Origin of the sequence: Sandarakinorhabdus glacialis, assembly GCF_014643455.1 — a bacterium.
GTDB lineage: Bacteria > Pseudomonadota > Alphaproteobacteria > Sphingomonadales > Sphingomonadaceae > Sandarakinorhabdus > Sandarakinorhabdus glacialis.
In genome coordinates this window covers 21,487-35,438 of sequence record NZ_BMJM01000017.1, presented here as the reverse complement: position 1 = coordinate 35,438, position 13,952 = coordinate 21,487, and the positions used below count along the sequence as shown (strand labels likewise).

Here is a 13,952-nt window from a genome sequence, read left to right as displayed (position 1 = left end):
GGGGCTAGCCCCGCCATCGGAAACACTCCTACTGGCGGCATGATCGAAACCCGGGATTAGCTTAACTTCGCCGCCAAACTGTCCAAACAGACGGGACCACCTCAAGCCACGGCCTGCTCATCCGGCGAAAGCTGACCAAGCCATGCGAGTGTCGGCTGCATGGTGAGAACGCGGATTATAGCTGCCATTTCTAAAGGCTATGATCTGCACTCGCGCTTTCCAAGAACGAAATGCCATAGAGCGTCGCTTTTAGCCGATCTTAGGGACGCCCGACACTTCACAGGTGTGGATAAGCGTCGAAGCTGGACCCCACCAGAATCTGGCGAAGTAGCTGTAAACGATAATATACCTGAGATTGGAGGGGGTCCCGATCGGCGCCGATCGGGACCCCCTGAAAAGTTATATTCTTGGGCATTTTCAGATATTTGTATCGCGAAATGAGGGGTCCCGCTTGGACGCCTATCCTCACTTCTTCTGAATACCTTAGTACAAGTAGGTGGGGTCCCGCGTTGGACGCCGATCCACAGTCGCGGATGTCCGAGACAACTACGGGAACATGGCGGCGCTATTGGCCGGCCATCTTCCAGAAGAGCTCAAGCAGCCGGACGGCTAAGCAGCCCGAGCAGCCTTAAGGCAGACGGCGGATCGGCGCGGGTCGGGGTGACGATATAACGGCCGGTGCCATCAACCTGGATCGTCAGCGTGCCGTCACGCCGGGTAGTGTAGACGTGCCGCTTCTTGGGAAGCATGCCGCTCGGCACGGCATCGAGCACGGGGATGCCGGAAACTCGCTGGCGATACCAAGCGTCGGTCTCTTGGCTTTCATACTGCTTCCGATCGTCCGAGAACACGACGATCTGCGGCCGAACGATCTCGAACACCTCCTCGCACCGGCCGTTGGCGCGCCCATGGTGTGAGGCGACGAACACGGTGACGGTGGCGAGGTCCGCTACGAAGGCGGGATTGTGCAGAAGCGTCCGCCAGCCTGCTGTTTCGAGATCCCCGGCGAACAAGATTGTGAACATGCCCCACCGCACGAGGGCGGCGACGCTCAAGTTGTTCGTATCGGTAAAGTCCAGGCCGTAGCGGTTCGAGTACCCCCAGGCGCTAACCTCGCCCGAGTCTGCCATTTTACCAAGGTGTCCTGGGCGGAAGCGGCTCAGAATCGCGTGCGCCTGACGCACTCCTTCGTCCATGCCGTGCTCGCGCTTCATGGTCGCGAGCGCCGCGGCGGTCACGCTGGGGTTGCTGTAGATCGAGCCTAGCGTCACGCGATCCCACACGTAGGGCAAGTCCTCAACGTGATCTTCGTCGAGGTTGGTTATGACCAACACGTCGATGAACTGACCGCCGTAGACAACGGACGGGAACCAGCCCCGTTTGGCGTCAAAGCCGCAGTCCACCATGATCCGCGCACCATTGGGGCACGTTACGACCGCGCAGCCTCCATGTCCTACATCATGGATTTCGATCTTCACGGCTCAACCGACTCCTTAGAGCGCAGCGTCTCGACAAAGGTCGTCAGCACCTCCACCGCGAACAGGCGATGAAACTTCAGCTAGCGCTGGAGCATGCCGAGGCCAATCATCAAGGCAATTGCCGCCCAGCCGGCGTGTTCGGAGACCGCGGCTCCGCTTCCAGAGCGGGCCGCCGCAACAGCGGCGCTAGTGCCGAGTGCAACCGCGGCGATCAGCGCAACGAATGCCAGGTTTCGGCAGAACCCATATAGCTTCAGGAAGGCTTCCAGGCGAGCGTAAGCGACAGGATGCGCCTTTGCCGTGGGGTAGGCGCGCCAGAACAGCGCCTCTCCCGACTTGATGCTTTCGGCATCCATCAGCTCACGGAGTCGGCCGGCGGTCGCGGCGTCGAGCGGAGCGTAATAGTCAGCCAGGACCGAGCGCGCCAACGCGCCGCGCCAGCCGGAGGTCGGCTTGCCCTGCATGAGCACATCGGCGGGTCGGCCTAGCGCCCGTCGCACCAACCTCCGCTCGAGTAGCCAGCTCGACGGTGAGGCGAGGATCTGACCGATAACGTAGGCCGCGACGATCACGATGATGCCGTCGGGGACCGACCATTTCGCGCCAACGACGTAGTGGGTCGTGAACACCCGATCCCAGGCGACGATCGCGGCAAAGCCGCTGACGACATAGGCGAAGACATCGTAGTCAGAGAAACGCAGCAGCTTGTCCATTGGCGCAAGCTGCCTACCACACGTTGCGTCCGCCGGCTAACATCGTGACGTTCTTTGCCTAGCCTGTGCTTCCACACCGGCAGCGCCTGCGCATGGCAGTTTCCTGTCCAGATGAGTTTTTCCCGTACCGCTAAGCGCGGCAGCTTTCGGGCTCGTGCGTCGGGCCGTGGAACGGCGGAATTTGGGGCACAAAGCTGACAACCCAACAGTGTGTTAGCATAGTTGCAACCGCTGTTCGCCGGCGCCTCGGCGTTGATAATGCCCGCTCATCGCTAAGCTGGTTCAGCTTGTGCAGCGGGCAGGAATTCTCACCTCGAGATTATGCTCTAAGGTAGCTTGGAAAGCTAAACACCAAGAGACGAGGGTGGCCTCGGAGACGCTCAGTACCGGCCGGAAAATTCCGCAAAAGGCGGGGAAAATCCCACGTAATCCCGCTTGATCCCGGCAAATCCCGGACCCTGCGGGCTGTTTGGTGCGCGACGCAGTCTGGAGCGAACTGGTCTCGCTGTAAATTCCGCTGATAATGCCTGATTTACAGCGGAATCGGCGAAAGAACGGCAGCCAGAGAACCGGATGGCGAGAAAAGCTCGCGTAGTCTGAGTAGGTTAGGGCCTGGTTCCGCTACACACGGAACAGCGGAATTTCTGGCCGCGAACAGAGGATGCCCCGGCGTCAACAGCGGCCTGACAGGACGCGAACAGCCGAGTGACGAATGGCGCAGCAAAGGCTGCGACGTATCAACGATCTGCCCGCCTGCGCTGGGCGGGGAAGGTGGGAACGTTTTCCATTCTGCGCCATTCGAGTACCACGCACACATACTGAGGCACGATTACTGTAACGATCGCGATTGGTCGTTGCCGAACACTTGTATTCACGGTGGATACTAGTGTTCGTCAATGGGTCTTTCTTATTTTTGGCTTGTGCAACCCAGTGCCATTCGCCTAGTAAGAGGCTAAGCAGCACGGGGATTATTCCTTCGAGCATTTTTGAACCGCCGCCGCCGACATCCCGTCGGCATCGGGTTTTCACAATTGTTCAAAGGATATCACGATGCCACTTACCGAAACCCCCGTTATTCGTCCCCGCGTGCGGCCAGTGCTGCAACCTGTTGCAGCGGTTCCTGCGGTCGCAGTCCCCGTCCCTACCGCAATCGCTGGATCAAATTGGGGTCTTGGCGGCCCGCCGCTGCAAATCGTCTATCGCCGGGTCGATGCGCTGACCCTACCGGCGCGCCAGCTGCGCCGTCACAAGCCTAAGCAGATCACGCAGGTCGCTGCTAGCATTGCCGAGTTCGGCTTCATTGATCCCCTCCTCGTCGATGCAACAGCGGTCGTCGTGGCCGGGGTCTGCCGGCTGCTGGCGGCGCGCGAGGTGGGGATGATCGAGGTGCCGACAATCTGCATCGATTACTTGAGTGAGGCGCAGCGCCGCGCCTATGCGATCGCTGCTAACCGCCTGGCCGAGCTGTCGGGCTGGGACGACGAGCTGCTGCGCCTGGAGCTCGGCGACCTGGCAGTGCTCGATCTCGACTTCTCGATCGAGCTCACCGGCTTTGCTACCGCCGAGATCGATGCCATCGTGCTGGCGCCGGCCGCGACCGATGCCGACCCCGATGATGTCGTGCCCGATGCTGCGGCGGTGCCGTCGACCACCCGCCTGGGTGACTGCTTTATCCTCGCCGATCACCGGCTGATCTGCGGCGATGCCCGAGATGCCGCGACCTATGCCGCGCTGATGGGTGCCGAAAAGGCCCGGATGGTGTTCTCAGATGCGCCCTATAACGTGAAGATCCAAGGCCATGTCTGCGGCTTGGGCGCCATCAAGCACGACGAGTTTGCGATGGCTTCGGGCGAGATGTCGCAGACCGAGTTCACAACCTTCCTGACCGCGGTCTTTTTCCGGCTGGCGGCGGCCAGCGTCGACGGCAGCATCCACTATCAGTGCATGGACTTTCGCCACATGGGCGAGATGCTGGCGGCGGGCACGGCGGCGTATAGCGAACTCAAGAACCTGTGCGTTTGGAAAAAATCGTCCGGGGGAATGGGAACCTTCTACAGGTCGCAACACGAGCTGGTGTTTGTCTACAAGTCGGGACGTGCACCCCACACCAACAATTTTGGGCTGGGCGAGACGGGGCGCTACCGCACCAACGTCTGGAGCTACGCCGGCGCCAACAGTTTTGGCAAAGGCCGCATGGCTGATCTGGCGGCGCACCCCACGGTCAAACCCACAGCGCTGGTGGCCGATGCCATTCGTGACGTCTCGCGCCGCGGTGAGATCATCCTGGATCCATTCTGCGGTTCAGGGACAACGATCATGGCAGCCGAGCGCACGGGCCGACGCGCCCGCTGCATCGAGCTGGAACCCAAATATGTCGATGTCGCCATTCGGCGCTGGGAGCAGATCACCGGCAAAAAGGCGATGCATGTCGAAAGCGGCCTGACTTTGGCAGCGCTGGCCGAAGCCCGCAGCACCGACAACGCTGCGGTGGCGTCATGACCGCGGCGCCGCAGATCCGGCAGCGCACCCGGTCCGGGTTCGCTGCAGTGCCAACGGCGGTGCCGGCGGCGGGAACAACTGCGCGGACGGTCGCCCCGCCAGCGGTCGTACGACCAGAGACCGCACCGCCAGCCGCCGCACCGATTGCCACGACTGCCACGACAGCCGCGGCCGCCGCGGCCGCCGCGGTCACCGCGGTCACCGGCGCTGAACGGAGTTACGCCGTGGGTTTTGGCAAACCACCGACAGGACGACCGTTCGCGCCGGGGCGCTCGGGCAATCCCAAGGGCCGGCCCAAGGGCGCCAAGAACTTTCACACGCTGCTGGATGAAGCCTTGAACCAGAAGATCGTGATGCGCGAGCGCGGCCGCGAGACTATGGTTTCCAAACGCGAGATTGCCGCGCTCCGTCTCGCTAACAAGGCGGCCGAGGGCGACCTCAAGGTGCTGGCGATGTTGCTCAGACACGCCGGGCCCGTCACGCCCGCGGCCGATCGCGGTGCGCCCCTCGATACCGCAGCCGGTTCCGACGACGCACCGTTGAAGGGCGGTGAGGTTCTCGACGAGCTGTTTGCAATGGCCTGCCGCGCTGTCGCCGACCCGGCAGAGCCAGTGTGATGCTTGGGATAGGCGCGCACGCACAGGCCACGCGAGGCGAGGTCAGCCATAGCAAGGCCCCACATTCCGAAGCCGCGTGCCTCGAAGCGCTCCGCCGCGACAACTTCTATGTCTTTATGCGCCTAGTTTTTGACCTGCTCCACCCCGGGCGTGCGTTCAAATCTTCGCAGTTCCTTGAGGCAATGTGCTTTGCCCTTGAGCAAGTCGTTACAGGCCAGCGCACCCGCCAGATCATCACCGTGCCGCCGCGCCATCTCAAGTCGGTGACGGCGGCCGTGGCTCTGCCGGCGTTTTTGCTCGGCCGCGATCCGTCGATGAAGATCGTTGTTGCCAGCTATGGCAGCGATCTGGCCGCGCGCCACGCCCGCGACTTTCGGCTCGTTACAGCGAGCCCGGCTTACCGCAGGCTGTTCCCACTTTACCGAGTCAGCGCGATGCGTGACACCGCGCTCGAAGTTGAAACCAGCCTGCGAGGCAGCTTTAAGGCCGTGTCGACGGGCGGCGCAGTGACGGGCTTTGGTGCCGACCTGATCATCATCGATGATCTGATGAAAGCCAGCGACGCGCGCTCTGAACGGGTCCGCGAGCAGACCCGGGCCTATTATGACGAGACCCTCTACTCGCGCCTCAACGACAAGCAGCACGGCGCCGTCGTCGCCATCCAGCAGCGTCTTCACGAGGACGATTTTGTTGCGCATCTGCTCAGCAAAGGCGACTTCCATCATCTCAACCTGCCAGCGATTGCTGAAGAAGCGCAGCAGATCCCGAGCTATTTTGGCGGAGTGTTCCGCCGCGCCCGCGGCGATGTGCTGGCCCCGGCACTCGAAAGCCGCGAAACCCTGGAGACCATGCGCCGCGACATGGGACCAGCAGCGTTCTCAGCTCAATATCAGCAGAACCCGACGCCACCCGGTGGCAACCGCATCCGCTGGGAATGGTTCGGCCACTATGACGCGCTGCTACCCCGCCTGGCCTATCAGGCGGTTATCCAGTCGTGGGATACGGCCATGACAGCGGAGCCGACCAGCGACTGGTCGGTGTGTCTGACCTTTGGATTTATGGGGACCCAATGGCACCTGCTCGATGTCTTTCGCCGCCGGATGGATTATCCTGATCTCAAGCGACAGGTTATACGCCTGGCCCAGCAATGGCAGCCCGAGACGATCATCATCGAGGATGCCGCCACCGGCAAGCCGTTGTATCAAGAGCTACGCCGCGAGCACAGCTGCGGCACCAAGCTCTGGCTCTATAACCCGACGCTCGACAAGGACACCCGAGTCGAGGCGCAGAGCGGCAAGCTTGAGGCTGGCCTGATCTTGCTCCCCGAAACCGCCGACTGGCTGGCCGAGCTGCGCGCGGAACTGCTTGGCTTTCCCAACAAGAAGCACGACGATCAGGTCGATGCGCTCACTCAGTTTTTGCACTGGACCGGGTCACGGGGATGGCGTGGTCGCCAGGCACGTGATCCGCTCACCGGCAGGCCAAAGGGACAAAAGTTTAGCAGATGAGCAACGCGCGAGAAGCGGCGGATCAATAATTAATCGCAACCTTCGCTACATGGATACAGAACCTCTTAGCACGAGTATTTGGATGTTCATCGAGGAAGCTGACATGGCGCTTAGCGCACAGATTCAATCGAAGGCGGCCTCGTGGGGAACTGTTTCGCGCAGATGTATCTCTTCGAAGTAGTCGAGGTCGATCTGGCGCACCATGTCCTGTCGCGAGAATACGAGGCTGGCAATGCTCTGCAGAAGCTCTTCAAGGCTGGTCTGCTCGGACAGACGCTCGACTATTTCGTGCCCGAACGCTTCCATCACGTCGATCGTAATTGGAAGCACGTATTCAACTGCCGATGCGGTCGCTGGCAGCGTCCGCAGCGCCCGCCGGCGCGATCAAAGCAGATCACCTGTGATAGCTTGCGCCAGTCGATCTGGTAGAACCAACGCTGGCTGGGGCGGATCGGCACAACGATTCCATGAGTCATTTGTCTTGAGAACAAAAGAGGAAAAACAACTAATACCAACGATTGTGAAGCCTGACTTACGCGGGCGATTCCCAAGAGCGTTGTGATGTGATTCAACCTTTCCTTTCGAGGGAGGTTGGTATGGCTGCGGCGGTGGGTTTGCGGGACGACTTCACGGCGACGGATTTGCGGCGGCTTGCGCAATCTCGGCGCGATGCTGGGCAGGTTCGCCGGCTTCTGGCGCTGGCGGTGATTTACGATGGCGGCAGCCGAAGCGAAGCGGCGCGCACCGGTGGGGTGGGCCTGCAAACGGTGCGGGACTGGGTGCTGCGGTTCAACCGCGACGGACCTGATGGCCTGATCGATGGCAAAGCCCCCGGGGGCCGCCCGCGCCTCGATGCGACCCAGCGAGCGGCGCTGGCGGCGGCTGTCGAGAGTGGTCCCATCCCTGCAGCGCACGGCGTTGTGCGCTGGAGACTGGTCGATCTTGTGCAGTGGATCCGAGACGAGTTCGCGGTGTCGATCAGCACCCAGACGCTGAGCCGCGAACTGCGCGCCATGGGCTACCGCAAGCTGACGGCGCGCCCGCGTCACCACACGCAGGACGCCGATGCCATCCCGGCTTTTAAAAAAACTTCCCAGCCCAGGTGGCAGCGATCCGGGCGGCGCTCCCTCGCGGGACACCCATAGAACTGTGGTGGCAGGATGAGGCGCGGGTTGGCCAGAAGAATGGCATCACCCGCCGCTGGGCCAAGCGCGGGACCCGGCCTTCGGCGCCCAAGGACCAGCGCACCACGTCGGCGTACATCTACGGCGCGATATGTCCGGCCGAGGGCAAAGGCGCGGCGCTCGTCCTGCCCCGCTGCACCACTGAAGGGATGACGCTCCACCTCGCCGAGATATCTGCCTCAGTGGCGCCCGGTGCCCATGCCGTGCTGATACTTGACCAGGCAGGCTGGCACATCTCGGCGGGTCTGGTCATCCCGGCCAACATCACCCTGCTGCCGCTGCCGGCGAAATGCCCCGAGCTCAACCCGGTCGAAAACGTCTGGCAGTTTATGCGCGACAACTGGCTGTCGAACCGCATCTTCAAATCCTACGACGACATCCTCGACCATTGCTGCTTCGCATGGAACCGCCTCACGGATCAGCCGTGGCGCATCATGTCCATCGGACTGCGCCAATGGGCCCATGGGTAAATGTCAGTGAGAGCTGGTATAAGCTCGGGCGCCGCTGCACTTTCAGCAGTGCGACAATCGATCTATGGTTTGTTTGTTGATTTCCACTGAGAAGTAACCGGGGATTTTCTCTGAGATTTGACCCGGGTGGAAGTTATGTTCCGCGCTGCGGGTTGTGGGTCAAGCCGGTGATTTTTCCTTTCTTGTTTTGGGTGCAGCAGCGCTTGCCCTGAACCGGAAGCTGTCATTGCCGGTTTCGAGGATGTGGCAATGATGTGTCAGGCGATCGAGCAGGGCGGTGGTCATCTTGGCATCGCCGAACACTTCGGCCCATTCGCTAAAGCTGAGGTTGGTGGTGATGACGACGCTGGTGCGCTCGTAGAGTTTGCTGAGCAGATGGAACAGCAGGGCGCCGCCTGACGGGCTGAACGGCAGATAGCCCAACTCGTCGAGGATGATGAGGTCGAGACGCAGCAGGCGCTCGGCAAGCTGGCCGTCTTTGTTGATGGCCTTTTCCTGCTCGAGGGCATTGACCAGATCGACTGTTGCAAAGAACCGCACCTTCTTGCGGTGGTGCTCGATTGCCTGGATGCCCAGCGCGGTGGCGACGTGCGATTTTCCGGTGCCGGGACCACCGATAAGCACGACGTTGTCGCCGCCGTCGATAAAGTCACCGCACCGACATACAATCGGTGCAACTCTAAACCGGTGCGTGTCCTCGTTGGCCAGCTTCCCAAGCGAAGAACTCCGCAAGCGTTGCGTAGAAGATCCGAGGTATCAGAATGTAACAATCTTCACTTTGTCGCCGGCGCGCAAAGGGCTGGCCGGATCAAGGCGGTTGAGCACCCGGAGCCGCTCAAGGCGGTACTGAGAAAACGCCATCCGGTCCGCAATCGACGCCTGGGTGTCTCCATCCCGGACAGTCACCACACGCACGTACCGTGGTCGGGCAGCGGCCGCGTCACCCGAAGTCATGGCTCGGAATGACGAGACGAGGGGTTCTAGCGCGCCAAGACCTTGGCCAGCAGGGGCGACAACCACAAAATGGTAGGCCCGATCCCGGCTTGGTGCGTAGGCAAAAACGGTCACATCGACCGCCGTCTGCCCGCTCTGGCTCTGCGTGATGGTGTAGGCAGCGGGTATCCCGTTCACGCTTGTCTGCTTTACCGCGGATCTGCCGGCGTTGCCGCCCAGTTGCGCGAGCACACTTTCCACATAGCGGCTGAGATCGCCATCGTAGCGCGCCGAGGCGAATTGTGCTTTGGCGCCGTTCCCGGCAATCGATACCGCTCGCGCACCATTGGAGACCGTGAAGTCTTGTGGCACCGAAAACGCAACTCGGCCCGGCGGATAGATGAAATTGCGGCCGTCGATCACGCCCTGCTCGGGATCGTCACCGTACAGCATGCCGTCAATCGCCTTCAGGAACGGCTCGCGTCCGCGTTCGCCTGCGCCCCCGGCGCGTCCTGCAACAGCTTGCGCTTGCTGCTGGGCGCGCCGGACGCGCGATGCCGGGTCCGGATGCGTGCTGGCCCAGGCGGGAAGCGACCGCGCCGTGCCTGCAATGCGCTGGGAAAGATCATTCTGGGCGGCAAGGTCCATCAGCATTGAGGATAGTGCCATCGGATCGTACCCGGCACGAGGGAGGTAGCTTATGCCAAGGTCATCGGCCTGCGTTTCCTGCGAACGCGAGAACCCGAGAGTGGCCAGTTGCGAGCCGGTGCCGATGCCGCGCGAAAGCAGCCCGCCGATCCCCGAGTTGCCTGCGACTGAGCCAACGAGAAGTTGGCCCAAAGCCCCAAGGATCGAGTTGCGCTTTGATGCCGATTCCCGCTTGGCGCTGTGCCGAGCCGCAACATGGGCGACCTCATGCCCCAGCACGGCGGCCAGTTCCGCCTCGTCGTTCATAAGCGCAAGCAAATTGCGGGTCACGTAAACATAGCCGCCCGGGATCGCGAAGGCATTGTCGACAGCGCTGTTCAGAAGCGTGACGTCGAACGCGCCCGGGTCACTGGCCAAACCCGACTGGACCGCGATACGGCGGCCAACGCGTTCGACGTACTGGGCCTGTGGGCCTCCGAAAGCCCCTCCGAACTCTGCGGTGATGTCAGTATTTGCAGCATTGCCCTGCTGGCGCTCCGATGCTGTGATCGGTGTCACCGCACCCCGCTGGGCCAGGGCCGGCGTAGTGAGTGTCAGCGAAAGGCCAACGGCCAGCAATGCCGGCGTACGCAAAATCCTGCTCAATTACAAACTCCCTGCGGGCTCCCGCACGAGAACTACTTATACCGCTTGGTTATGAACGACGGCTTTCGGAATTGTTGAATCTTGACGGCAATCGCTCTTTCTGTGCTCCCGCCATTTCGGTGTCCGAAGGGGACCGTGGAGCGACAGTGACCTTGCCCGCGTGCAGCGTCTCCCTTGACGCAATAACTATGCTGCCAGGCTGATTTGCCTGGCAAGCCATTTTTGTTCGAATGCCATGGCACTAGCATAACCCAGCGTCGAATGGAGCCGTCGGTGATTGTAAAAGGCAATCCAGTTTATGACCTCGTCTTTGGCTTGGCGCCGCGGGTCTCCTCTTCGAGCCGGGTGATCAGATCGACGGTGTTGAAGTAGCGACCACGGGCACCGGCGCGGACGACGCTGGCGGTTCTGGCGATAGCAAGATGAGTCTTGCCGGTGCCGGTTCCACCGACCAGCACGATATTGCGCTGTGCCGGGAGGAACGAGCCGGCGTGGAGCGAGCGCACCAGCCCTTCGTTGACCGGCGTGCCTTCGAATACGAAGGCGTCGATATTCTTCACGACAGGCAATTTGGCGGCGCTCATACGATAACGGATCGATGCAGAATGACGGTGAGCGGCTTCGGCACGCAGCAGGTCGGTGAGGATCTCGGGCGTCGTGCGCTGGCGCTGCACGCCCGCGGTGACGGCCTCGTCGAACGCACCGGCCAGCCGCATACGCCTGACGTCGTTGCCCACACCGAAGCGCCGGCATACGGATATTGACACGACGCTGCGACCTCGAAAAGCACCCCCGACTACGAGCCACTCATGCGCCGGCGCGCCGTCTCGATGTCCTTGTCCGTCACCGGATCAGCAGGATCGGCACATGGACAGTGCGGATCATCGCCGTCGTCGTGCTGCCGACAATGAGCGTGCGCAGCGGGGAATGGCCATAGGCGCCCATCACCAGCATGGTGCTGCCCAGCGACCCCACGAGGCCGGCAATCACCTTTTCTGGGCTGCCATCGATGACGTGCGGAGTTGCGTTCGGCAGCTTTGCCAAAGCCGGCGCGAGATTGGCACGGTACGCGTCGTCGTCCTTGCCGGCGGTCACGACGTGGAGCGGCATGTCGGTAAATAGCGGCGACGCCGCCACCCGCTCGACAGCGCGGTTGGCAGACGCGCTACCATCATAGGCGATCACGGCACTCTCGGGCGTCCTGGCGCCGCGGGAGGCGATCAGCACCGGCTTTTCGCTGGCGCGAACGACGCGCTCGATGTTGGAGCCGATGTGGTCCGGCGCGAACTGGTGGTCGGATCCGCGCTTGCCTATGATGACAAGGGTGGCATCGGCTTCGCGTTCGATGATGGTGTCGACGATGCTGCCATGGCGCATGAGCTGCTTGATCTCGGTTGTGCCGGCGGCACGGAGCCGTGCTTCGGCATCGGCCAGGATTTCGCGGCCATGCTCGATGGCGACCTTGCCTTCGGCCTGGTCGATCCGTGTAAGCTCCTCGAGCAAGCCCGATTTTACGCCTAGGCCGATGGCGCCGCTATGGTCGCCGCGCGCTGCCACGGCATCCTTGCGCTGGATGACGTGGAGCAGTTCGACGCTTGCCGACAGCCGCCCGGCTACCCAGGCGGTCAGGTCGACGACGCTGACGCCATAGGCGGATGGATCGAGGCAGGCGAGAATGTGGCGTTGCATGAGGCACGAACTCCTAGTGGGCGCCAAGCGCGTCGGCGGCGCCTGGCTTGTCGTGAATGGCATAGCGATCGACCAGCGTGGCGCTGGCATCGGACAGGCCCAGCACCTCGACCTCGGCACCTTCGCGGCGGAACTTCAGGATCACCTTGTCGAGTCCGCCCACGGCAGAAATGTCCCAGAAACGCGCGTTGGAGACATCGATGACGACACGGTCGACGACCTCCCTGAAGTCGAAGGCGGCAACAAAGCGATCGGCGGACGCGAAGAACACCTCGCCGGTCATCGTGTAGGTGCGGGTGCGGCCGTCCTCCGACAACGCCGGGATGACGGTAAACATGCGCTGGACTTTGCTGGCAAAGAACAGCCCGCTCAGGATAACGCCGGCGAGCACGCCTTGTGCGAGATCATGGGTGGTGACGACAACAACAACCGTCACGACCATGACCACCGATGACTGCCACGGGTGGACGCGCAGGTTCTTGATTGAGCTCCAACTGAACGTCCCGATCGACACCATAATCATGACGGCGACCAGCGATGGCATCGGGATGCGGCTGACGAGCGGCCCCAGCACGACGATGAGGAACAGCAGGAACACACCCGAGACCATTGTCGACAGCCGCGTCGAGCCGCCGGATTTAACGTTGATCACCGATTGCCCGATCATGGCACAACCGCCCATGCCGCCAAAGAAGCCAGTGAAGAAATTGGCAATGCCCTGACCCTTGGTTTCGCGGCGCTTGTCGCTGCCTGTATCGGTCAGGTCATCGACGATCTGCGCCGTCAGCAGGGACTCGAGGAGGCCGACTGCGGCCATGGTCAATGAGAACGGCAGGATTATCTGCAGTGTCTCCCAGGTGAAGGGCACGTCGGGGATGAAAAAGAACGGCGCCGCCGAGGGCAGTTCGCCCATGTCACCGACGGTGTTGACCCCGATACCGCCGAAAATCGCAACCAGCGTCAAGACGACAATGGCCACCAGTGGCGATGGCACGGCCCTTGTCAGCAACGGAAATAGGTAGATGATGGCAAGGCCGCCGGCGACCATTGCATAGGTTTCCCAGCCAACGTTGGTCAGTTGCGGTAGCTGCGCCATGAAGATCAGGATGGCGAGCGCATTGACGAAGCCGGTGATGACCGAGCGGGACACATATTGCATGAGCAGGTCCAGCCTCAGCAGGCCCGCAATATACTGGACGATGCCCATCAGAATGGTCGCGGCGAAAAGATATTGGACCCCATGCTCGCGAACTAGCGGGACCACGAGAACAGCAATGGCGGCGGTGGCGGCGGAGATCATCCCGGGCCGGCCGCCAACCAGCGAAATGATCACTGCAATGGAGAAGGATGCATAGAGGCCGACCTTCGGATCGATCCCTGCGATAATCGAAAAGCCGATAGCCTCCGGGATCAACGCAAGCGCGACGACGATACCTGCGAGGATGTCACCACGCGGGTTGGAGAGCCATTCGCGGCGAAGCGAGGCGATTGATAGCATTTGAAGCGTAACCTGAAACAATAGCGGGGCAATCGGGCCGATCAATCAGCGCGAATAAGAGTGCCGCAGT

General features: G+C 61.8%; 10 protein-coding genes and 3 pseudogenes. 4 read left to right on the top strand and 9 right to left on the bottom strand.

Annotated elements, in window-relative coordinates:
* Positions 1-593 precede the first annotated feature (593 nt).
* Positions 594-1,478, bottom strand: coding sequence for a ComEC/Rec2 family competence protein (locus IEW98_RS15345; protein ID WP_188764285.1), 885 nt, complete (start codon positions 1,476-1,478; stop codon positions 594-596).
* A gap of 80 nt (positions 1,479-1,558) precedes the next feature.
* Positions 1,559-2,191 (bottom strand): hypothetical protein, encoded by a 633-nt coding sequence (locus IEW98_RS15340; protein ID WP_188764283.1) that lies wholly within the window; start codon positions 2,189-2,191, stop codon positions 1,559-1,561.
* Between the two features lie 1,050 nt (positions 2,192-3,241).
* Here IEW98_RS15340 and IEW98_RS15335 point away from each other — a divergent pair.
* Genes IEW98_RS15335 through terL form a run of 3 tightly spaced genes read left to right on the top strand, consistent with a single transcriptional unit; the run spans position 3,242 to position 6,815 of the window.
* A complete protein-coding gene (locus IEW98_RS15335; RefSeq protein WP_188764281.1) occupies positions 3,242-4,690 on the top strand; it encodes a site-specific DNA-methyltransferase in 1,449 nt (482 codons plus the stop codon).
* The gene (locus IEW98_RS15330) at positions 4,687-5,307 is read left to right on the top strand and encodes a DUF5681 domain-containing protein (RefSeq protein WP_188764279.1); all 621 of its coding nucleotides are present in this window, start codon (positions 4,687-4,689) and stop codon (positions 5,305-5,307) included. Before IEW98_RS15335 ends, IEW98_RS15330 begins: the two co-directional genes overlap by 4 nt.
* Positions 5,307-6,815: a phage terminase large subunit gene (gene terL, locus IEW98_RS15325; RefSeq protein WP_188764277.1), complete on the top strand. Its 1,509-nt coding sequence runs from the start codon at positions 5,307-5,309 to the stop codon at positions 6,813-6,815. The genes IEW98_RS15330 and terL overlap by 1 nt, the downstream gene beginning before the upstream one ends.
* 123 nt (positions 6,816-6,938) lie before the next feature.
* Here terL and IEW98_RS15320 read toward each other — a convergent pair whose 3' ends face one another.
* Positions 6,939-7,124, bottom strand: a complete 186-nt coding sequence (locus IEW98_RS15320; protein ID WP_188764275.1) for a hypothetical protein — start codon at positions 7,122-7,124, stop codon at positions 6,939-6,941.
* 287 nt (positions 7,125-7,411) lie between these two features.
* Between IEW98_RS15320 and IEW98_RS15315 the strand changes: the two genes are divergently transcribed.
* Positions 7,412-8,469, top strand: a protein-coding gene (locus IEW98_RS15315) for an IS630 family transposase (protein WP_188764273.1) whose coding sequence is annotated in 2 segments (ribosomal slippage) — positions 7,412-7,904 and positions 7,904-8,469 — 1,059 coding nt in all. Because the reading frame shifts where the segments join, the coding sequence is not laid out codon by codon here.
* A 159-nt stretch (positions 8,470-8,628) separates the two neighbouring features.
* Here IEW98_RS15315 and istB read toward each other — a convergent pair.
* The 6 genes and pseudogenes from istB to IEW98_RS15285 form a co-directional block, all read right to left on the bottom strand.
* Positions 8,629-9,123: pseudogene (istB, locus tag IEW98_RS15310) on the bottom strand (IS21-like element helper ATPase IstB); the annotation flags it as partial.
* 102 nt (positions 9,124-9,225) lie between these two features.
* A complete protein-coding gene (locus IEW98_RS15305) occupies positions 9,226-10,686 on the bottom strand; it encodes a M48 family metalloprotease (protein WP_188764289.1) in 1,461 nt (486 codons plus the stop codon).
* Positions 10,687-10,881: 195 nt separating this feature from the next.
* Positions 10,882-11,019: pseudogene (locus tag IEW98_RS15300) on the bottom strand (IS3 family transposase); the annotation flags it as partial.
* Positions 11,010-11,411 (bottom strand): annotated as a pseudogene (locus tag IEW98_RS15295) (ATP-binding protein); the annotation flags it as partial. The pseudogenes IEW98_RS15300 and IEW98_RS15295, both read right to left, overlap by 10 nt.
* 127 nt (positions 11,412-11,538) lie before the next feature.
* Positions 11,539-12,384, bottom strand: coding sequence for a universal stress protein (locus tag IEW98_RS15290; RefSeq protein ID WP_188764271.1), 846 nt, complete (start codon positions 12,382-12,384; stop codon positions 11,539-11,541).
* 13 nt (positions 12,385-12,397) lie between these two features.
* A complete protein-coding gene (locus IEW98_RS15285; protein ID WP_188764269.1) occupies positions 12,398-13,882 on the bottom strand; it encodes a SulP family inorganic anion transporter in 1,485 nt (494 codons plus the stop codon).
* Between the last annotated feature and the right edge of the window lie 70 nt (positions 13,883-13,952).